Here is a 20,650-nt window from a genome sequence, read left to right on the forward strand (position 1 = left end):
GCGGTGGAAGGTTGGGCGGTGGCGGCGTTCGCGCTCTACCTGGGCTGGGCGGTGACGGCGTTCGGGGTGCGGGCGCTGATCCACCGCCGACGCACCGGTGACACGGGTTTTCGAGGGCTGTCCGACGCCGGCGGCCCCGCCCGGTGGGCCGGAATCGGCTTCGTTCTCGCCGTGCTGGCGGGACTGGCGGCGCCGGTGGCGGCCATGGCGGGGCTGGGCGGGATCCCGGGCGCGGACGGGACGCCGACACGGGTAGCCGGGCTGGTGGTCGCACTCGCCGGTGTCGCGCTGACGCTGGTCGCGCAGTCGGGCATGGGCGCGTCCTGGCGTGTGGGAGTGGACGAGCGGGAGCGTACGGAGCTGGTGACCGGCGGCCTCTTCGGGTGGGTCCGCAACCCCGTCTTCACCGCGATGGTGGTCACCGCGTTCGGCCTCGCGCTGATGGTGCCCAACGTGGTGGCGCTGCTCGCGCTCGTGTCGCTGGTGGCCGCGGTCCAGGCGCAGGTGCGGGTGGTGGAGGAGCCCTTCCTGAGGTCTGTGCACGGTGCTGCGTACGAGGCGTACACCCGGCGGACGGGACGGTTCGTGCCGGGCGTCGGCCGCTGAGGCGCGCGGAGGTGTGCCGCCCCGGGCGGACGCGGTGCGGTCGGCCGGGTCCGGGACGGCTGCGGTGCGGGCCGTGTCGCCGGGCGCCTCCGCCGTGCGGTGGGTGGGGGCGCGGCGGTGCTTCGGTGGTGGAGTGGCAGGCGGTACGGCTGTGAGGTGGGACGATTTCGCTGCCGGAAGAGGAATCCTCTGCTGGAAATCGGTGAGGAGACTTCTCCCGCGGCACCCGCCGCGGAGAGTGGGATCGCCGGTCCGAACCCGGCTGCGACAGCCCCGACCCCACAGCGGGACAGCCGTACTCCGTGCCACGACGCAACCAACCGCCCCCACACCGTCCGAGGATGAGCACCGTGTACCACCAGCCTTCCGCCCCGAACGTCGCCGACCACCCGGCCGCATGGGACGTGGCGCGCTACGACAGTCAGTTCGGCTTCGTCGCCGCGCTCGGTGCGGGTGTGGTGGACCTTCTCGATCCACAGCCCGGTGAGCATGTGCTCGACCTCGGCTGCGGCAGCGGGCATCTGACCGCGCTGATCGCCGAGCGGGGCGCCACCGTGACCGCTGTGGACGGTGACCCGGCGATGGTCGCGGCTGCCACTGCGCGCCTCGGACAGCCCGTACAGCTCGCCGACGGGCACGACTTCACCGTCGCCGAGCCGGTGGACGCCGTCTTCTCCAACGCCGCTCTGCACTGGATGACCCGCCCGGCGGAGGTGCTGGCCTCCGTGCGCGGGGCGCTGCGGCCGGGTGGGCGCTTCGTCGGCGAGATGGGCGGCGCCCGCAACATCGCCGCGATCGTCGACGCCGTGCGTGCCGCGCTCGCGGAGCACGAACTGGCGGAGGGGATGCGGGTGCCGTGGTACTTCCCGACCCCGGCCGAGTACGCGACGCTGCTGGAGCGGCAGGGGTTCACCGTCGACAGCGTCGAGTACTTCGCGCGGCCCACGGAACTCAGCGCCTGCTCCGAGGGGTTGGCCGACTGGGTGCTGATGTTCGGCGCCTCGTTGATCGGCCATGTGCCCGAGGAGCTCAGGGCGACCGTGCTGACCAGGGTGGGGGAGCTCGCCGAGCCCACCCTGCGGCGCGAGGGCATCTGGTACGCCGACTACCGGCGGCTGCGGTTCCGCGCCCATCTGGAGCCCAAGGAGTCCGCTCCCCTGTGAGAGGACGCCTCCCGGGGACCGCCCGCCGAGGCCGCCCCGCCGGGAGCGTCCCGGTGAGGCTGCCTGTGTGAGGGCGTCCCGGTGTGAGGGCGTCCCGGTGATGCTGCCCCTGTGAGGGCGCCCCGGTGAGGGCGCGGTGAACGGTTCCCGGCCGGGTCGGCGTCGATCCCGTTGCGACCGGCGGGAGTTCGGGTCTGGCCCGGCCGTGTGCGGTGCCACGGGCGGTGGTTGAGCGTCCGGAGCCGCCAACTCCCCTTGTGGCGGAGCCGGTTGGGCGGCGGGTCCGTGCTGCGGTTGATGACATCGGTCATGCGCCGCTGGAGGCGGTTCGGTGCTTTACTCACGCCTCTGCGCGCCGGTGACGACGGGCGGTCCTTTCGACCGCCCGTCCGGCCGTGGGTGTTCCACCTCTGTCCCCGCAGCTCCCCCCACAGGAGGCATGGTGCGTTCCGCGCTTCTCGTCCGTATCGGTTCGGTGGCCGCGCTGGTGGCCGGCTCGATGCTGCTCACCGCCCCCGGAGGCCAGGCGCTCGACTCGGCCAAGACCGGGCCGGAGCAGACCCGCTCCGTGTCGCCGCAGGCCACGGACCCCGTCAACGTCTACTCGCCGATCCAGGGCACCTCGACCTGGAACCGCTTCGGGCTCAGCGACCCCTCGAGCCACCACACCGTCTTCTCCAACTGGGGCTACCAGAACGACTGGTCGGTGGACATCTACCAGAACCCGGGCGCCACCGTGGTCTCCCCGTTCGGCACCAAGACCGCTTCCGGAGCGCCGGTCTCGACGAAGGTCGTCACCGTGCGCGCGGGCTGCGCCACCGGGAACCTGGCCGACGGCGGCTGGCTCATCGGGCTGGAGGCGCGCAACGACAGCACCGGCGAGGTGATCGGCCGTGCCGACGTGATGCACGTCGACAACAAGGCGGGCGGCATCGAGGTCGGCGCCTCCGTCGGCCCGTGGACACCGCTCGGAACCACCGGCCGGTTCCGCTACTCCAGCTGCTACCAGGTGAACGGCGACGCCGGCGCCCACATCCACCTGGAGGTCATCAACAAGACCCGCTACTCCTGCTACATCGCGCGCGGTGCGGGTACGAACATCGGCGACGAGACCGCGGTCGGCAAGGCCGGCACCCAGAACACCGGTCGGCGCCAGGCCTGTTAGCGCGTCGGCGCCCGGCCCGCACCCGGGCCGGGCGCCGCCCACCCGTACCGCCCGCGCCGCCGGCGCACGGGGCGCGGGGCGCGAGTACGGGGCACGTCGGGAGGGCCCGGCCGGCGCTCGGTTGGCTGAGAGTACGGCGGGCGTTCACCGCCGCGCTGCCTGTACGTACCGGCTGTGCGAACGCGGTGTTTACCGTTCCGGGTATCCCTCGACCCGGTGACTGGATTCCACGTGCCCAAACTCTCTGTGATCGTTCCTTGCCGCAATGTGCAGGACTTCGCGCCCGACATGCTGCGCTCGCTCGCGCGCAACGCGGGCCCGGAGAAGGAGTTCCTGCTGGTCGACGACTGTTCGACGGACGCGACCCCGGAGATCCTGCGCCGGGCGGCCGACGAGCTGCCCGGTGCGAAGCTGCTGCGGCACGAGACCAACAGGGGCATCTCCCAGGCGCGCAACACCGGCCTGGAGCACGCGCGCGGTGAGTACGTCACCTTCCTGGACGGCGACGACTGGTACGCCCCCGGGTACCTGGACGAGCTGACCGACGCCATCGAGCGGCTGGGCTGCGACTTCGTCCGCACCGACCACGTCCAGGCGACCGGGAGGGAGCGGGTCGTGCGCCGCGCTCCGGCCCGCCGTCGCGGCGTGGTGCTCGACCCGCGCGACGGCATCGCCCCGGCCGAGATGGCGACGATGGTCGACTACCCCTTCGTGTGGGCCGCGGTCTACCGCCGCTCGGTGCTGGAGGAACTGGATCTGCGCTTCGAGGCGCCGCTGCGCACCGCCGAGGACCGGGTCTTCATCTGGAAGCTCTATCTGCGCGCGGCCAGCTGCGCGACGGTCGGGCTGCACGGGGTCTTCTACCGCCGCGGTGTGACGACCTCGCTCACCCAGATCAAGGACGCGCGCCAGCTGGACTTCATTCCGGCGCACGACCTCATCCTCGACGAGGTCTGCGCCCACCCCGACGCCGCCCGCTTCCTGCCGAAGATCGTGCGCACGTACTGCGCGATGATCGCCTTCCACGCGGGCAACGCGCACGAGTACGAGGCGACCGCGGCGAAACGTCTGCGGCGAGAGGCGGCTGCCGCACTGCGCCGGATGCCGCAGGACGTACTCCGTTCCACACTGCGCGAGTTGAACCCCGAGCGGCGCGGCGTGCTCCGCGGTCTGCTCGGCTCGGCCCGGAAGGCGGCGGCATGACCGGCGAACGGACGAGCGACGCGGTCTCGGCAAGCGGCCCGGTCTCGGCAAGCGGCCCCGGTGTGGACGGCGCGGTCGGCGCGAACGGTGTGGACGGCGCGACCGGCGCGGACGAGGAGCGGGACGGAATGGCGGCGACGGCGCAACAGGCGCAACAGGCGTACGGCGAGCGGACGTTGGTCTTCGAGGTCTCCACGCTGTACGGGCTGGCGACGCTCTCCGCCGCGCTGGACGCCGGCCGGTTCGGCAGCCGCGAGGGAACCCGGCGCATCCTGCTGACCTCGCACAACGCGGCCGTGCCCGAGACCGCGACCAGGCTGCCGGAGATGGCCGGTTGGCGCACCCTCGCCGCCCGCTTCGACACGGTGGTGGACTGGAACGAGACCATCGCACCGCTGCACCCCTCGGCCTGGGCGCCGTCCGAACGCGAACTGCCGCTGCTCCAGCGGCTGTTGAGCGACCGCTGGGGCGTGCGCGGCCGACTGACGCTGGTCGTCGAGTCGGTGCACGCCGCACCCGCCGCCTCGCTCGCCTCGATCTTCGCCGAGGCGGACATCGAGGTGTACGCGGACGGGCTGATGAGCTACGGGCCCACTCGCGAGAAGCTGCGACAGGCCACCGCCAGCCGGGTGCAGCGCCTGCTCCACCTCGACCTCGTCCCCGGGCTGGTGCCGCTGCTGCTCTCGGAGTACCAGGTGCCCGCCGAACCGGTCCCGGACGCGGCGTTCCGCGCGGTGCTGGACGAGATCAGCAAGGTCGCGGCCGGTGCGGAGAACGCCGCCGACGCGCTGGACGACACCGCGCGCCGCGCCACCGCCGTACTGCTGGGGCAGTACCTGGCCGCGCTCAACCTGCTCACCGCACGCGAGGAGGAGCAGCTGCACATCCGGATGCTGAACGGTGTCGCAGCCGCCGGCCATCGCACCGTGCTCTTCAAACCGCACCCGACCGCGCCCGCGAGCTACTCGCGTTCGCTGGCCGAAGCCGCCGCGGCGGCGGACGTCGAGCTGGTGGTGCTGGACGCGCCGATGCTCGCGGAGATGGTGTTCGACCGGGTGCGACCGGAGCTGGTGGTCGGCTGCTTCTCCACCGCGATGTTCACCGCCTCGGCGTACTACGGCATCCCGGTGGCCCGGGTCGGCACCGAGCAGCTGCTGGAGCGGCTGACGCCGTACCAGAACAGCAACCGCGTACCGGTGACGCTGGTCGACTGGCTGGTGCCCGAGCTCTCCGGCGAAGGGCCGGGCGCACAGGGGCAGTTGGTGCGCGAGCGGGCCGACGGTACGACCACGGCACTGGTGCGCGCGGTCGGCTACTGCATGCAGGCCAAGCTCCACCCCTCGCTGCGGGCCGACACCGCTCGCTGGCTCTCCGCGGAGCTGGGCCCGCGCACCGCGCGCTACTTCAAGAAGCGCCGGCTGACCGCGCTGGAGCTGCCCGGCGGAATGGCGCCGCCCGGTGTCGTCGGACAACTGCGGAAGGTGCCGGGCAGCGCGTACGCCCTGCGGGTGCTGCGCCGGGCGAAGCGCGGACTCACCGCCCGCCGCGCCGCCACCGGCCGCTGAGCGGCTCGGCACGGCTCGGCGGCACGCCGGTACGCACGCGTCGTACCGCCGTGCCGCCGAGCCGTTCTGCCTCCGAGCTGCCGCCGTGCCGCCGAGCTGTTCTGCCCCGTCGTTCGACGTCCGGTGTGCGAAACCGGGCGTTGCCCCGTGCTCGCTCGCCGTACCGCCCCGGGACACCGGCCGACGGTCGGTGTCCCGGGGCGGTGTGCCGGCTCAACGGCCGCCTTCCCACGGGCCGTTGAGGCGTGCGTACGCGGACTCGCCGGCGCGGAACCGGCGCGGAACCGGCGTGGGCGGGCCGCAGGGGTCCGGGGCCGACCGGTCGTTGTGAATGGACACCGGGCTTGTGGGGGTGGTGGCGGGGGCGCGGCAGCTGTTACGTTCCGCGCGTTCCGGCCCGCGCGAGGCGTGCGGGTACACCAGTGGAGTGGAGTCGGCGTGCGCATCCAGCTAACTGGCCTTCGTGTCGCGGCGGCGGCGATCGTCGCGGTCCCCGCCCTCGGACTGAGCGTTCCGGCCCAGGCGGCAGGCCCGGCCGTCGACTGCCTCGGCGAGGAGGGCGCCACGGTCGAAGAGGCCCGGCTGGACGGCGAGGTGCCGCAGGAGATCCTGCGTCGCTCCCAACTGGCGGACACCGCGGCGGAGTTCACGCGTGAGCTGTGCGCCGCGACCGACCTCGACGGGGCGCGCGGTGTCGTCGAGCGGCACGCGGACGCGCTCTGGCGCTCCGCCGTGGAGCGGGCCCAGTCGTCGGACGGGCAGGGCGGCGCGAACGGCGGCAAGGGCGGCGGTCTCGGCAAGCGCGGCGAGCAGTTGAGCGCGGGTGACGACCGGCCGCTGTACTGGGCGCGGCTGGGCATGACCTCGGCGCTCAACCGCTGGCAGCCGGACTTCTCGCTGGACGCGGCCGACCGCGCCGGGCTGGTCGCCGAGACCGACCGCCGCTCGCGCGGTCAGGCGGACGCCGACTTCCCGGAGGAGTACGGGAGCTCGGACGTCAAGCGGGTCGTGGTCACCGGCTTCGACCCCTTCCAGCTGGACAACGACGTCCGCCAGGCCAACCCCTCGGGGGCCGCGGCGCTGGCCCTGGACGGCGCGGTGATCGAGACCGCCGACGGCGTCGTGGTCGTCGAGGCGATGCTCTTCCCGGTGCGCTGGCGGGACTTCACCGACGGCATGGTCGAGCGGGCGCTCGTACCGCACCACACCGGCGAGCGTCCGGCCGACGCGGTGATCACCGTCAGCCAGGGCAGGGAGGGGCAGTTCGACCTGGAGCAGCACAACGGCGCCTGGCGCGGCGGCTTCGACGACAACGAGAACGAGGGCACCGCGGAGATCGCCCCGATCCCCGACGGCGTCCCCACCGTCACGCCCCAACCGCAGTGGTCCGACTCGACGTTGGACGCGGAGGCCGTCATCGCGGCGACGGACGGATCGCCGTTCCCGGTGATCCACAACACCGGCGTCACGGAGATCCCCGAGGGCGAGACCGAGTCGGTCTTCCGCCCCGACGGTCCCACTCCCGGCTCCGAGGCCCGGGCCGGTGGCGGCGGCGACTATCTCTCCAACGAGATCGCCTACCGCAACACCCTGCTGCGCGACGCCACCGAGGGGGACCTCCCCGCGGGCCACGTCCACACCCCGATCCTCCACCTCGGAACCGGCGACGCCGTGACCGACCCGCAGTTCGAGGCCGACCGCACCGCCATCGTCGACCAGGTCAGGGCCATCGTCGCCGCCGCCGCTCGCCCCTGACCCCGCCACCGGCCGCCGGGCCCGTGAGTCCGGCAGGAACGGGGCAGGCGGCGCCTCTGTGCGCTGCCGAACTGCCCTGCTGCCGAACTGCCGAACTGCCGAACTGCCTCACCGCCGAACCGCCGCAAACTGCCGAACTGCCGTGCTCAGCCGAGGAGTTTGCGCAGGCCCAGGCGGCCCCACAGGAGGCTGGCGGCGTAGGAGAGCGCGATCGTCGCCAGCCAGAGCACCGGCAGCAGCACGGCGGCGGCCGGGGCGCCGAGGTCGGCGGAGACCCTGGGCACGACCAGCTCCTCGACGACGATCACGTGCACCATGTACGCGCCGAGCGCCGCTCCCGCGAGCTGTGAGACCCGCGGCCGGAAGCGCTCGGGGACGCGCACGCGGTTGACCAGCAGCAGCATGCTGCCGGTGAGCGCGGCGACGAAGAGGTGGGCGTTCGGGATGACGTAGTGGACCTGGGTGTTGTACCAGAGGCAGCCCGCGAAGGCGGCCAGGAAGCCGGGCACCAGCAGCCAGCGGTGGCGGTCCGGCACGCCCTTGGGGAGCGCGAAGAGCAGCGCGCCGAGGACGGCGTAGACGAGCGAGTACGTGCCGAAGCCCCAGCTGACCGGCGGGCCGTCCCAGCCGGTGACCTTTTCGGCCGTCTCCATCGCCGCCGGCGCCACCGCGACGGCGGCGAGCAACGCGCCCAGGAGCCAGGGGCGTTGGCCGGCTCGCAGCAGGACGACGAAGGCCAGCACCGCCACCAGCGGCAGATACACGTACATGAACCACAGGTGGTAGGCCGGTTGGACCGAACCGAAGAGCGAGGTGAACGCCAGCTCCGTCATCGGCTCGTCGTTGCGGCTGCGCAGCCAGGCCCAGAGGAGGTAGATCGCCGTCCAGGCCAGCAGCGGCAGTCCGTTGCGCACCAGGCGCTGCCGGGCTGCGCGGCCGTCCCGCGGCGGGGCGCCGGCCAGGACCGCCCAGCCGGCCATGGCGAAGTACATCGGGACGGCGAACTCGTTGGCGGAGTCCGCGATGTGGCCGACCCAGTACGCTCCGGCGCCGTTCTCCACCTGGCGGTCCACCGCTCTGATGAAGGTGGCTCCGACATGGCCCAGCATCACCGCGCAGGAGCAGATCAGCCGCATCAGATCGATGTCGACGCGGTGCTCGCGGCGTCGGGGCGGGGCGGGCGCCCGGGTGTCGGCGGGGGCGTCCGGCCTCGTGTCCGGCGCCGCCGCTGCGGGCGCGGTCCCTGGTTCCGTTCCGGTGACGGCTTGCTTGTTCGGCACCAGGACACCTTCCGGCAGCCGACCCAGCCGCAGGTGTACTGCGACCCAACAGCAGAACAACTCGCCCCCACCTCCGGCCGACGCGGTGCGGGAGCCGCGGAGGTGACGTTCCGCGCGCGGGCCGTGCAGGCGCGGCGACGCGCACAGGGGGTTCGCCGACTGTTCATGTGCCGTGTGCCCGCCCCTTGGGTGCCATGGGCGGCGGGTGGGGCACAGTGCGGCCTCCAGCACCCGGCGGTGGAGATTCATGAGACGACAAGCAGCCCGACTGCTCCGGCCCACATCCCGTACGGCCAGGGGCGGTTCGCCGCAGACGGCGGCGGTTCTGCGCCGCTGCGAGCGGAGCTGCGCAGGATATCTCGCCGACCCGGGGCCGGGCCGCGGCGGTACGCCCGCACCGCTGGTGGCGGCCCTCGGCGCCCTGCTGTACGCGCTGCGACCGGACGTGCCGGAGGGGCCGGGAGGGCCGGAGGGGCCGCGTACCGCGTCCCCGGACGCCGTACCGCTGGACGAGCTGCTCGGAGCCGTCGCACCGGCGCTGGACGCCGACGGCGCACCGGAACGCGAGCTGGCGCTGGCGTTGACCGAGGCCGCCGTCGAGCTGCGTCCGCGTTCCAAGGGCGCCTGGCGGTTGCGCGGGCGGGCGCTGGAGGAGGCGGGCCGCCTGTCCGAGGCGATCGTCGCCCACGAGCGGTACGCGGCGCTGGACGGCGCCGAGCCCCGGTGCCTGCGCCGTCCCCAAGTGCTGCGCGAGCAGCGGGAGTTGCTGGACGAGGCGACGGGCCTGCTGCCGGACGTCGCACAGACGGCGGGCGGTTCCGGTTCCGGCCGGGCGTTCGCCGCTGCCGTGGCCGAGGGCCGGCCGCTGCCGGAGGTGCGCGACGCCTTCACCGCGCATCTGACCACGGCGCTCGCCGCACACGGCGCCGCGCACCCCGACGTCGCACGGCTGGCAGTGCTCCACGGCCGGCACCGCCGCCTCCTGGCGCTCGACCCGGCGCCCGACGGCCACCTCGCCGACGCCCGGCTGCTCGGCGTGCACGAACTGCGCGGCCGGCTGGAGGGCCGCACCGTCTGCGTACTGGCCGGCGAGACGCAGCCGCCCGCGGCGGCGTACGACGTGGTGGTCCGCTGCGACGAGCTGCCCGCCTCCGTGACCGGCCCGATCGACGTGCACGCCACCCGTACCGGGAGCCGCAGGGGCTGGACGACGCACGCCGCGGTCCGCATCGTGCTGGACGAATCGCCGCGCCCCGGCCGGTGGACGGAAGCGATCCGCTCGCTGGCACCGGGCGCGCAGGACCTGGTGGGTGACGCCGGGCTGCGACGGCCCCTCTCCGACCCCGCCCTCTGCGACGAACGGCAGTGGGGCGAGACGCCCTCCACCCCCTTCGTGGTGCTGCGGCTGCTGGATTTCCTGGACGTCAGCCCCCGGATCGAACTTCGCACCGCCGCGCCGCCGGCCGAGACGCTCCGGGCCCCCGAGCTCGACTGGCTGCGCGCCCGTGCCCAGGACTGCGACCGGACGAGGATCACGCTGCGATGACCACCGCCCGAACCCCCGCCGACGCCGTGTCCGACCGCGTGCCCGACGCCGCGCCCGACCGAGCGCCTGCCCCCGTGTCCGACCGAGCGCCCGACGCCGCGCCTGCCCCCGCGGCCGACGGCTTCGCCGATGCGGCGCGGCTCACCGGGAAGCGGCGCGTCGCCTTCGCCTGTTTCGCGACCGAGCCCGAACTCCCGGGTCTGGCAGTGCTGTTGCGCAGTCTGGCGCTGTCCAATCCCGCGCTGTGCGAGGACTTCGTACTGGTCCGCCCCGAGCTGCCCGAGGAGCGGATAGCGCCGCTGCGCCGACTGCACCCGCGGCTGGTGGAGCGGCACGGGAGCAGCCGCGCGGACCTGCTGCGGACCACCGGCTACGACACGCTGATCGCGCTCACGCCCGGCATGCTGGTGCGCGGCGACCTCTCGCCCCTGCTGCGGATCAACACCGGCACCGCGGCGGTCCTCCAGCCCGTCGGCCCGCACCCGGACCAGCTCGCGCCCGACCCGGACGGACTGCTGGTCCTCCAGACCGCGGACGCCCAACGGGTCGGCTCTCTCGCCGAGTTGGCGGCCGACGCCGACCAACTGCTCGGCGCGGCACACGACTTCCCCGTACGACGCCTGCACGGCGACATGCCGCTGCCGGAACCCTCCGACGCACGTGTGCTGCGGCTGCACCCCGAGCACCGGCCCTGGGAGGGGCCGCGTCCCGGGTACGGGCCGGTCGAAACGGCCTGGGCCGCCCACGAGTTGGACGACGAGACCTTCCGCGCGCGCTGGTGCGAGCTGCGCGCGCCCCAACACCCCGATCTCTTCCGCCACTTCGCGCCCTCCGTCCTCGCCTCCCGCCCCACCGTGGACCTCGCGCACCGGCTCGGGACCGTCCATCTGGCCGCGGGCGAGTACGAGGAGGCCGTCGAGGTGCTCGCCGCCGCCGGGGCCAGAGCGAACCAGCCCCGTTTCCACGAGACCCTGGGCCGGGCGCTGTCGGCGCTCTCGCGCTACGACGAGGCCCGCACCCACTTTCTGCTGGCAGCCGCCGATCCCGAGGTCGCCCCGCGCGCCTTCGGCCGACTGGCCAAACTCGCCCGGATACGGGGAGGAGCGGCGGACGCGCAGGAGTACGCGCGGCAGGGGCTGGCCGTCGACCCCACCCACCGCGAGTGCCGCGTCCAGTTGCACCCGGAGCCGTTCCAGTTGGACGCGAAGAAGTTCCGGCCCGACCCGGCGCCGTCGCCCGGCGAGCAGTTCGCCCACGTCGCCCTCTACGCCACCGGGCAGGAGAACGCCGGCGACAAGGTGCTGCCGGAAGCCGTGCGGCGCAGCCTGGAGCCGAAGGAGCCGGGCCCGGCCCGCTGGCACGGAATCGACGCCCACCGCCTCTTCGACGAGGACGCCCTCGCGGCGGTCAACGCCCGCCGCGGCCTGGTCATCGGCGGCGGCGGCCTCTTCCTGCCGGACACCGTGCCCAACGGGCACAGCGGCTGGCAGTGGAACGTCCCGGACGAACTGCTGCGCCGGATCGAGGTGCCCGTCGCGGTGTTCGCGGTCGGCTACAACGTCTTCGACGGCCAGAGCTACCGCCGCGAACGCTTCCTGCGCAGCCTCCGCACGCTGGTGGAACGCGCCGACTTCGTCGGTCTGCGCAACCACGGCTCGGTGGAGAGGGTGCGCGCACTGCTGCCCGAGGAGTTGCGGGAGAGAGTCGGCTACCAGCCCTGCCCCACCACCGTCACCCGGCACATCCAGCCCGACTGGGTCGACCCCGCCTCCCGTACCGACACCGTCCTGCTCAACTGCGCCTACGACCGCTCGGGCCACCGCTTCGGACACGACTACGGGCACTTCCTGGGCCAACTGGCCCGAGCGGTAAGGGCGTTGAGCGAACACGCCGAGGTCCGGTACGCCCCGCACATGCCGGACGACGAACGGCTGGTCGCCGACCTGCGCCGCGCCCACGGGCTCACACTTCCCGTCGAACGCCTCTACGGCCGCAGCAACGCCCAGATCCACGAACTCTTCGCCCGGGCACGGCTGGTGATCGGTATGCGCGGCCACGCCGGGATGATCCCGTTCGGCTGCGGCACCCCGATCCTCAGCCTGGTCTCGCACCCGAAGATGGTCTACTTCCTCACCGACATCGAACGCCCCCAGTGGGGCCTGTCGGTGCACGACCCGCACCTCGCCGACCGGCTCGTGGAACGCGCGGGGGCGATCCTGAGGGATCACGAGGCGGCCGTCGCCGATGTGCACGAACGGCAGCAGCGCCTGTGGGAGATCACCCGCGCCAACACGGCAACTCTGCGCGAGACCATGCCGATTCGCCCCTGACGAGCCGGTACGACCAGCCGGGACGCCGCGCCCGTACGGCCAGCGGGGAGGCCGTGCCCGTACGGCGAGCGGGGAGGCCGCGCCCGTACGGCCAGCGGGGAGGCCGTGCCCGTACGGCGCCGACACCGGTCGCCCGTCCACCCGGCACCGCCCGCGCCCGCCCCGTTCCGCGCGCGGGCCGAAACGGTCCGAACCGGACGAACCGCACCGCCGGAGCGCTGTCCGCAGCGGGCCGGAACCCGTCCGGACCTGCCCCGAGGCGCACTCCGCGATTCGAAGTTCTGTCCAAGTGGTGGAGACCGGGCCGCCCCGGTGCCTAAGATCGGGGCCGCCGGGTCGCTGCACAGCCGCACGACCGCCGCCGCAGCCAGGAGGTCCCATGCACCGCCGCAGGTCCGCGTCCCACGTCGCAGTCGCCGCCACCGCTCTGGCGGTCGCCGCGCCGCTGCTCACGGGCTGCGGCAGTGAGGAAACCCGCGCGGGTGCCGCCGCGGTGGTGGACGGCGAGCGCATCACGGTCTCCCAGGTGCAGTCGCGCTCCGAGGCCGTCCGCGACGCGCAGCGCGCCGGTGACGGCGCGGGCGAGCTGATTCGCAGCTCCGGCCGCCTCGGCCACTACAACCTCAACGAGATGATCAGCTCCCGCGTCATCGCGCGCGCCGCGGCCGACGAGGGCGTACGGGTGAGCCGCCGCGAGGTGCAGGAGGCGCGGGCCTCCGACCAGAAGCGGGCGGGCGGCAAGGAGCAGTTGGAGAGCACCCTGCTGCGCGAGAACGCGCTCGCGCCCAGCCAGATCAACGACTCGTACCGCACCACGCTGCTCTTCAACAAGCTGGTCCAGGCGCTCGGCGTCCAGGCGGGCGACCCGAAGGCGGACGAGGTCATCAGCGCAAAGCTGGTCGAGACCTCCAAGAAGATGGGCATCAAGGTCAGCCCGCGGTACGGCAGTTGGGACATGGAGAAGTTCCAGCTCGCGGACGGCGAGCGCAGCTGGCTGAAGGCTGCCGTCGAGAAGGAGCCCGGCGCCGGCGGCCACGGCCCGGAGGACGGTCACGACCACGGCTGAGGCGGTTCACCGGCCGGCTGAGCCGGTCCGACGGCCGCCTCGCGGCACGGACGGGGCGTGGTGGGTGTCGTGACCGCAGGTCGGCTGGCGGCGTTCGCGCGACCCGGCTTCCCGGTCTTCTTCGCCGGCCACCTCGCTTCGCAGCTCGGCAGCGCGATGACCCCGCTCGCGCTGGCCTTCACGGCGTTGGACATCAGCGGTTCGCTGTCGGACCTGAGCCTGGTGATGGCCTCGCGGATCCTGCCGGTGGTGCTGATGCTGCCGATCGGCGGCGTGCTCGGCGACCGGCTGCCCAGACGCGCGCTGATGATGGCGGCCGACTGTCTGCGGGCGTCCGCGCTGGCCCTGTTGGCGGTGCTGTGTGCGACGGGGCGGCTGGAGCTGTGGTCGCTGGTCGCGCTCACCGTGCTGAGCGGTGCGGGGGAGGCGTTCTTCCGGCCCGCGTACGAGGGCACGGCGCCGCTGCTCGTCCCGCGCGACGCGCTTCCCGACGCCAACGCCCTGCTGGGGCTGGCCTTTTCGGCGGCGACGATCGCCGGGCCCGCGCTCTCCGGTGCGCTGGTCGCGCTCGGCTCCCCGGCCTGGGGCCTGTCCGCGGCGGCGGGCGCCTATCTGCTGACGGTGCTGCTGTTGTTCTTCCTCCCGCCGGTGGACGCGCGCGGCACGGGGCCGGCGAGTTCGTATCTGAGTGATCTGCGGTACGGCTGGCGCGAGTTCACCGCCCGTCCCTGGGTGTGCACCCTCACCGCCTACGGCGCGCTCTTCAACCTGCTGGTCTGGGGTCCGTACCTGGTGCTCGGGCCCGCCTCGGCCGACCGGGAGTACGGCGGTGCGGGCGACTGGGGCGCGGTGATGGCGCTGTACGGCGTGGGCGCCGTCTGCGGCGGGCTGCTGGTGCTCGGACGCAGGCCGGCCGGACCGCTGGTGGTCGCGGTGGCCTGCGGGTTCGCGACGGTCGCGCCGCCGGCCGCGCTGGCGTTCACCGCGCCGCTGCCGGTGGTGTGCGCGGCGGCGGCGCTGGCGGGAGTCGGGATCGCGGTGAACATGAGCCTGTGGATGACGACCGTGCAGCACCACGTCCCGCTCGACTCGCTCTCGCGGGTCAACTCCTACGTGACCATGGGGGCGTTCGTGGGCGGGCCGGTGGGGATGGCGCTCGCCGGACCGGTGGCCGAGTCGGTCGGCGTCGTCGGTGTGCTGGGCTTCGCGGCGGTCTTCCAACTCCTGCTCTGTGCCACGGTGTTGGCCCTCCCGGCAGTGCGCGCGGTGCGCTGGGAGACCGCGCCCGCCTCCGCCTCCTCCGCCGACCGGGCGACCCAGAAGCCGGAGCCGCCCGCGCCCCCGGAACCGCCCGCGCTCCCGCAGCAGAACCCGCCCGCGCGACCGGCCCGCGACTCGCTCCCGCGGCAAGGCCCGCCCCTGCGACCGGACCCGACCCCGCCGCGGGACCCGGGGCAGAGCCCGAACCACCGCCCGTCGCGGGACCCGCAGTGATGGATGCCTCATGCACTGAATGAAGATTTGTTCATCTTCGCTTCATGTGCGGCTCGCCCGCGGCGGCCATGGTGCGGGTATGGCTTTCTCTCCTCGTCTCGCGGCCCTGGCGGCCGTGGTCGCCGTGCCTCTCGGCATCGCGGCCACCAGCTACGCCATGACGGACTCCCCGCAAGCGCCGGACGTGCCCCGTTCGGTGGAGCTGGAGGAGAGTCCCGACGACGGCGCGTCCCCGGACCCCTCGGCCTCGGACGGCTCGACGGGCGGCGCGAAGGACGGCGGCGCGGAGACCGGCGGTGCGAAGGACGGCGGTTCGAAGGGCGACGGTGGGTCCGCCGAGCCGTCGCGGGACCCGTCCTCCCCGTCCGCGGACCCCTCCGACGGTTCCTCGCGCGGCTCCGGCGACGCCCCCGGCGACAACGTCGTGCCGCCGCCCCCGGTGACCGATGACGACGACGATGACGACGACGACTTCTTCGGGGACGACGATTAGCCTGCCCAGGATCACCGCGCGGGTACGGATCCTGCTGTGGCTGCTGGTGGTGATGGCGCTCGCGCTGGGAGCGGTCGCCTTCACGGTCCGCTCGATCCTGCTGCGCGACGTGGACCACCGGACCAACCAGCTGCTCTCGCAGGAGACCGGCGAGTTCGCCAACTTCGTTCCCCAGGGCATCGATCCGGCCACCGGCGGCCGGTTCCACGGCTCCGACCGGCTGCTGCGCGTCTACCTCCAGCGGCAGTACGCCGACCCCGACGAGGAACTGCTCGGACTGAGCGGACGGCGCGGCGCCAAGCCGGATGTGGTCAGACAGCCCCGCGAGATCCCCGAGCACATCGCGCTCTGGCGGGACGGGCCGGCGCTGACCCGCATCCACGCCTCCGAGGAGCCCTTCGGCACGCTGCACCGACCGCACGGCGAGCTGCGCTGGGCCAAGGTCGCCATCGAACCGGTGCGCGGCGGCCAACCGGCCGCGTTCGTCGTCGCGTTCAACCCCGAACGCGAACGGGACGCCGCGGACAAGACGTTCTGGACGCTGCTCGCCCTCTCGGCCGTGGCGCTGCTGATGACGATCGGGATCGGCTGGGCGGTGGCCGGCCGCATCCTGGCGCCCGTACGGCTGGTGCGATCGGCCGCCGCGGAGCTGACCGAGCAGGACCTGACCCGGCGCATCCCGGTCGAGGGCCGCGACGACATCGCCACCCTCGCCGAGACGTTCAACGGGATGCTCGACCGGCTGGAGCGCGCGTTCGCCGCACAGCGGGTCTTCGTCGACGACGCGGGGCACGAGCTGCGCACCCCCATCACCATCGTGCGGGGGCACCTGGAGCTGATGGGGGACGATCCGGCCGACCGCGAGGAGACGATCCGCCTCGTCACCGACGAGCTGGACCGGATGAGCCGGATCGTCGAGGACCTGCTGCTGCTCGCCGGCGCCGAACGCCCCGACTTCGTGCGCCCCGAGCCCGTCCAGCTCGCGGAGCTGACCGCCGACGTCTTCGTCAAGGTCCGCACCCTCGGCGACCGGGACTGGCAGCTGGACGGAGTCGCCGATCTGGAGGTCAGGCTCGATCCGCAGCGGATGACCCAGGCGATGGTGCAGCTCGCCCAGAACGCCGTCCAGCACACGGCCACGGGCGAGCGCATCCGGATCGGTTCGCGAACCGGCAACGGCCGGGTGGAGCTGTACGTCGCCGACAGCGGCCCCGGCATCCCTCCCGAGGACGCCGAGGTGATCTTCGAACGGTTCCGCCGCGGCACCTCGCGGCGCGGCACCCGCACCAGCGGCGCCGGGCTCGGGCTCGCCATCGTGAAGGCGATAGCCGAGGGCCACCACGGCGACGTCGAACTGCGCCCGACCGAAGGCGGCGGAGCCACCTTCACACTCATCCTGGAGACAGACAGATGAACCGCATCCTGATCGCCGAGGACGAGGAGCGGATCGCCTCCTTCGTGCGCAAGGGCCTGCGCGCCAACGGCTTCACCACGGTGGTCGCCGAGGACGGCGACGAGGCGCTCGACCAGGCGCTCAGCGGCAGGTTCGACCTGATGGTGCTCGACATAGGACTGCCGGGCCGGGACGGGTTCAGCGTGCTGCGGGAGGTGCGCGAGGCCCGGATCGCACTGCCCGTCATCGTCCTGACCGCCCGCGACTCGGTGCGCGACACGGTGGCCGGTCTGGAGGGCGGCGCCGACGACTGGATGACCAAGCCCTTCCGCTTCGAGGAGCTGCTCGCCCGGGTGCGGCTGCGGCGGCGCACGGCCGCGCGCGAACCCGAGGCCACGGTGCTGCGCCGCGGCCCGCTCGCGCTCGACCTGCGAACCCGCCGGGCCGGCGTGCGGGACAGCACGGTCGATCTGACGGCGCGCGAGTTCGTCCTGCTGGAGATGTTCCTGCGCCACCCCGGGCAGGTGCTCTCGCGGGAGCAGATCCTCTCCCACGTCTGGGGCTACGACTTCGACCCCGGCTCCAACATCGTGGACGTCTATGTCCGCGCTCTGCGCCGGAAGTTGGGCGCCGAGCACCTGGAGACCGTCCGCGGCATGGGGTACCGCCTGCGCTGAGCCGCGGATGCGCTCGCGCCGTACGGCGGGGCGTGCGGACGTACGGGCCGTGCGCACGTCGCGGGCGGAGGCGTGCGCGTGCGGGCGGGGCGTGCGCGCGGGAAGAGAAGGTGCACACCCTCGTCGCGGCCTTGATGAGAAGTCCTTGATGAAAAGTCCTTCACCCGGGTCTCATCGATGGCTCACCGGGTGTTCAGAGGCTGTTCTCCGTGCCTTCGAACATCCTCCGGACGGCCGGTCTCGGCGCGGTGCTGCTGCTCTGCGCCGGGCTCGCCGTCCCCTCCCTCGCCACCGGCCTGAGCGTCGAAGGGCGGCTCGCGCTCGGCGTCTTCGTGCTCGCGACCGCCGCCTGGATCGCCACCCCGGTGGACGACGCCTACATCGCGCTCGGCGCGGGGTTGGCGCTGACCGTCACCGGGGTGATCAGCAGCGAGACCCTCTTCGGGACCCTCGGCGAGGAGACGGTGTGGCTGCTGATCTGCGCCTTCGTCCTCGCCGCCGCGGTGAGCCGGACCGGGCTCGCCGGCCGGGCCGCGGTCTTCCTGGTCGGCGGCGCCGCCACGGTGCGACAGCTGGTCCATCTGACCACCGCGGGACTGGTCGTCACCGCCTTCGCCGTACCGGCCACCTCGGGGCGGGCCGCACTGGCACTGCCGGTCTTCCTGGCGCTGGCGGCGGCCCTTCGGGAGCGCAGGCGCCTGGTGGTGATGCTGGCGCTGCTCTTCCCGACGGTGATCCTGCTCTCGGCGGTCGCGACGCTGATCGGTGCGGGAGCGCATCTGATCACCGTCGGCGTGCTGCGCGAGCAGACCGGTGAGCAGCTGAGCTTCGTCTCCTGGCTGGTGCTCGGGCTGCCGCTGGCGATCGTCTCCTCCCATCTGGCCGCCGAACTCGTCCTGTTGACGACCACACGGCGCGACGACCGGCGCGGCCCGGTGAGCATCACCGCCAAGGAGATCCAGCAGCACTCCGCCACGCCCGTCGAGGGGCCGCTCACTCCGGAGGAGTCGCGGTGCCTGCTGCTGCTCGCCACGGTCGTGGTGCTGTGGTGCAGCGAACCGGTCCACGGGGTCTCGCCCGCCGTGGTCGCGCTGATCGGCGCACTGGTGGCCACCTCGCCCGCGCTCGGCACGGTCCGCTTCAAGGAGGGCCTGAAGACGGTGCCCTGGGCGCTGCTGCTCTTCATGGCCGCCACGATGGCGATGGGCGTCGCCCTCTCCGACTCGGGCGCGGCCCGGTGGCTGGTCGAACGCACGCCGCTGGGCGGGTCGTTGCCGCCCTGGGCGTTCCTGACCGGTGTGGTCGTCGTCAGCACGGCCGCGCATCTGGCGCTCCAGTCCCGGTCGGCCCGCTCCTCCGTGCTGGTGCCGCTGGTGGTCGCCGCCGCGGTCGGGGCAGGCGTCAACCCGGTCTCGGCCGCGCTCGCCTCCACGGCGGCCGCCGGCTTCTGCCACACGCTTCCCTCCTCCGCCAAGCCCGTCGCGCTCTTCTCCGACGTGCCCGGTACCCCGACCTACACCCCGCGCGACCTGCTCCGGCTCTCCGCGCTGCTCGCGCCGCTCACCGCGGCCGTGGTGCTCGTCTTCGCCCTGACCGTCTGGCCGCTGCTCGGCGTGCCCGTGAATCTGGAGTCCCAGCCATGAGTTGTCGCATCGCCATCGCCCCCAGCGGTTTCAAGGAGTCCCTGTCGGCCACGCGGGTCGCCGAGGCCATCGCGGCCGGAGTGCGGCAGGTGCTCCCGGACGCCGAACTCGACCTGATCCCGCTGGTGGACGGCGGCGAGGGCACCGCCGAGGCGCTGGCCCTGGCGTCCGGCGGCCGGCTGGTGGCCCGCACCGCCACGGGCCCGATGGGGACCCCGGTCCGTACGCACTTCGCGCTGCTGGACGCCGAACCGGGGACCGGAGCACCGGTCACCGCGGTCGTCGAGATGGCGGCCGTCGCCGGTCTGGCGCTGGTGCCGCCGGACCTGCGCCACCCCGGCGCGACCACGACGTACGGCGTCGGCGAGCTGATCCTGGCGGCGCTGGACCACGGCGCCCGGCGCGTACTGGTCGGCTGCGGCGACTCCGGCACGTCCGACGGCGGTGCCGGGGCGCTCCAGGCGCTCGGCGCCCGGCTCACCGACCGGCACGGCCGCGAACTGCGGCCGGGCGGCGGCTCGTTGCACGAGCTGGAGCACATCGACCCGACCGGCCTGGACCCCCGCCTGGCCGATGTCGAGCTGCTGGTGGCCTGCAACCCGTACAACGTGCTCTGCGGCCGTCGCGGAGTGGCCCGGGTGTTCGGGCCGCAGAAGGGCGCGACCCCCGCGGAGGTGGAGCTGCTCTCCGCCGGGCTGGAACGGCTGGCGGCGGTCGCCGGCCGCGATCTCGCACCCTCCCTCGATCTGCGCACCGCTCCCGGTACGGGTGCCTCCGGCGGGCTCGGCGCCGGGCTGGCGGCGGTCGGCGCCCGACTGCTCCCGCGCTACGAAGTGCTGCTGGCCGGGCTCGACCTGGACGCCCGGCTCGCCCGTGCCGATCTGGTGATCACCGCCGAGGGCGCGCTCGACCACCAGACCGTGCGCGGGAAGATCCCGGCCGAGGTCGCACGCAGGGCCGACGCGCACGGCGTGCCGGTGCTCGTCCTGGCCGGGACGATCGGGCCCGGCGCCCAGGAGGTGCGCGCGATCGGCGTGGACGCCTACACCGCGATCCTGCCCGCGCCGATGACACTGGGGGAGGCGATCGACCGCGGCGCCGAACTGCTCACCGGCGCCACCGAACGGGCGCTGCGGATCATGGCGCTCGGCGCCCGGCTCGCCCCGCGCACGTACGGCCCCGGACGCCGCCGAACCCGCGGCCGGGCCCGCCGGACCACCGCGGTCCCGGAGACGACCGCGGGATAGCGCCGGCACGGGGCAGCGGGGAGC

16 protein-coding genes are annotated in these 20,650 nt (G+C 73.7%); 15 read left to right on the forward strand and 1 reads right to left on the reverse strand.

Annotated features, from left to right (window positions below; genetic code table 11):
- Positions 1–3 precede the first annotated feature (3 nt).
- From MTQ01_RS12820 to MTQ01_RS12845, 6 genes are all read left to right on the forward strand, one after another.
- Positions 4–606 (forward strand): isoprenylcysteine carboxylmethyltransferase family protein, encoded by a 603-nt coding sequence (locus MTQ01_RS12820; protein WP_247489772.1) that lies wholly within the window; start codon positions 4–6, stop codon positions 604–606.
- A gap of 341 nt (positions 607–947) precedes the next feature.
- Positions 948–1,769 (forward strand): trans-aconitate 2-methyltransferase, encoded by an 822-nt coding sequence (locus MTQ01_RS12825; RefSeq protein WP_247489774.1) that lies wholly within the window; start codon positions 948–950, stop codon positions 1,767–1,769.
- A gap of 439 nt (positions 1,770–2,208) precedes the next feature.
- Positions 2,209–2,934, forward strand: coding sequence for a hypothetical protein (locus MTQ01_RS12830; RefSeq protein ID WP_247489777.1), 726 nt, complete (start codon positions 2,209–2,211; stop codon positions 2,932–2,934).
- Between the two features lie 231 nt (positions 2,935–3,165).
- Positions 3,166–4,137 (forward strand): glycosyltransferase family 2 protein, encoded by a 972-nt coding sequence (locus MTQ01_RS12835; protein ID WP_247489778.1) that lies wholly within the window; start codon positions 3,166–3,168, stop codon positions 4,135–4,137.
- A 128-nt stretch (positions 4,138–4,265) separates the two neighbouring features.
- Positions 4,266–5,702 carry an alpha-2,8-polysialyltransferase family protein gene (locus tag MTQ01_RS12840; protein WP_247490043.1) on the forward strand — a complete coding sequence of 479 codons (1,437 nt, stop codon included), beginning with the start codon at positions 4,266–4,268 and terminating at the stop codon, positions 5,700–5,702.
- Positions 5,703–6,140: 438 nt separating this feature from the next.
- The gene (locus tag MTQ01_RS12845; protein ID WP_308294391.1) at positions 6,141–7,457 is read left to right on the forward strand and encodes a pyroglutamyl peptidase; all 1,317 of its coding nucleotides are present in this window, start codon (positions 6,141–6,143) and stop codon (positions 7,455–7,457) included.
- Between the two features lie 146 nt (positions 7,458–7,603).
- On the opposite strand, the gene MTQ01_RS12850 is transcribed toward MTQ01_RS12845, so the two are convergent.
- A complete protein-coding gene (locus tag MTQ01_RS12850) occupies positions 7,604–8,737 on the reverse strand; it encodes an acyltransferase (protein WP_247489780.1) in 1,134 nt (377 codons plus the stop codon).
- Positions 8,738–8,984: 247 nt separating this feature from the next.
- Here MTQ01_RS12850 and MTQ01_RS12855 point away from each other — a divergent pair, with 247 nt between their 5' ends.
- The 9 genes from MTQ01_RS12855 (at position 8,985) to MTQ01_RS12895 (ending at position 20,626) form a co-directional block, all read left to right on the forward strand.
- Positions 8,985–10,283, forward strand: a complete 1,299-nt coding sequence (locus MTQ01_RS12855) for a hypothetical protein (RefSeq protein WP_247489782.1) — start codon at positions 8,985–8,987, stop codon at positions 10,281–10,283.
- The gene (locus MTQ01_RS12860; RefSeq protein ID WP_247489784.1) at positions 10,280–12,613 is read left to right on the forward strand and encodes a polysaccharide pyruvyl transferase family protein; all 2,334 of its coding nucleotides are present in this window, start codon (positions 10,280–10,282) and stop codon (positions 12,611–12,613) included. The genes MTQ01_RS12855 and MTQ01_RS12860 overlap by 4 nt, the downstream gene beginning before the upstream one ends.
- A gap of 379 nt (positions 12,614–12,992) precedes the next feature.
- Positions 12,993–13,679, forward strand: a complete 687-nt coding sequence (locus tag MTQ01_RS12865) for a SurA N-terminal domain-containing protein (protein WP_247489786.1) — start codon at positions 12,993–12,995, stop codon at positions 13,677–13,679.
- 69 nt (positions 13,680–13,748) lie between these two features.
- A complete protein-coding gene (locus tag MTQ01_RS12870) occupies positions 13,749–15,173 on the forward strand; it encodes an MFS transporter (RefSeq protein WP_247489788.1) in 1,425 nt (474 codons plus the stop codon).
- A 79-nt stretch (positions 15,174–15,252) separates the two neighbouring features.
- Positions 15,253–15,666, forward strand: coding sequence for a small hydrophilic protein (locus MTQ01_RS12875; RefSeq protein ID WP_247489791.1), 414 nt, complete (start codon positions 15,253–15,255; stop codon positions 15,664–15,666).
- On the forward strand, positions 15,632–17,080 hold the full coding sequence (locus MTQ01_RS12880; RefSeq protein ID WP_247489793.1) for a cell wall metabolism sensor histidine kinase WalK: 1,449 nt from the start codon (positions 15,632–15,634) through the stop codon (positions 17,078–17,080). Before MTQ01_RS12875 ends, MTQ01_RS12880 begins: the two co-directional genes overlap by 35 nt.
- Positions 17,077–17,736 (forward strand): response regulator transcription factor, encoded by a 660-nt coding sequence (locus MTQ01_RS12885; RefSeq protein ID WP_247489795.1) that lies wholly within the window; start codon positions 17,077–17,079, stop codon positions 17,734–17,736. The genes MTQ01_RS12880 and MTQ01_RS12885 overlap by 4 nt, the downstream gene beginning before the upstream one ends.
- A gap of 209 nt (positions 17,737–17,945) precedes the next feature.
- Positions 17,946–19,379 carry an SLC13 family permease gene (locus tag MTQ01_RS12890; protein ID WP_247489797.1) on the forward strand — a complete coding sequence of 478 codons (1,434 nt, stop codon included), beginning with the start codon at positions 17,946–17,948 and terminating at the stop codon, positions 19,377–19,379.
- Positions 19,376–20,626, forward strand: a complete 1,251-nt coding sequence (locus MTQ01_RS12895; RefSeq protein WP_247489799.1) for a glycerate kinase — start codon at positions 19,376–19,378, stop codon at positions 20,624–20,626. Before MTQ01_RS12890 ends, MTQ01_RS12895 begins: the two co-directional genes overlap by 4 nt.
- Positions 20,627–20,650 lie beyond the last annotated feature (24 nt).

This window comes from Streptomyces sp. XM4193, assembly GCF_023072595.1.
In the GTDB taxonomy this organism is placed as follows: Bacteria; Actinomycetota; Actinomycetes; order Streptomycetales; family Streptomycetaceae; genus Streptomyces.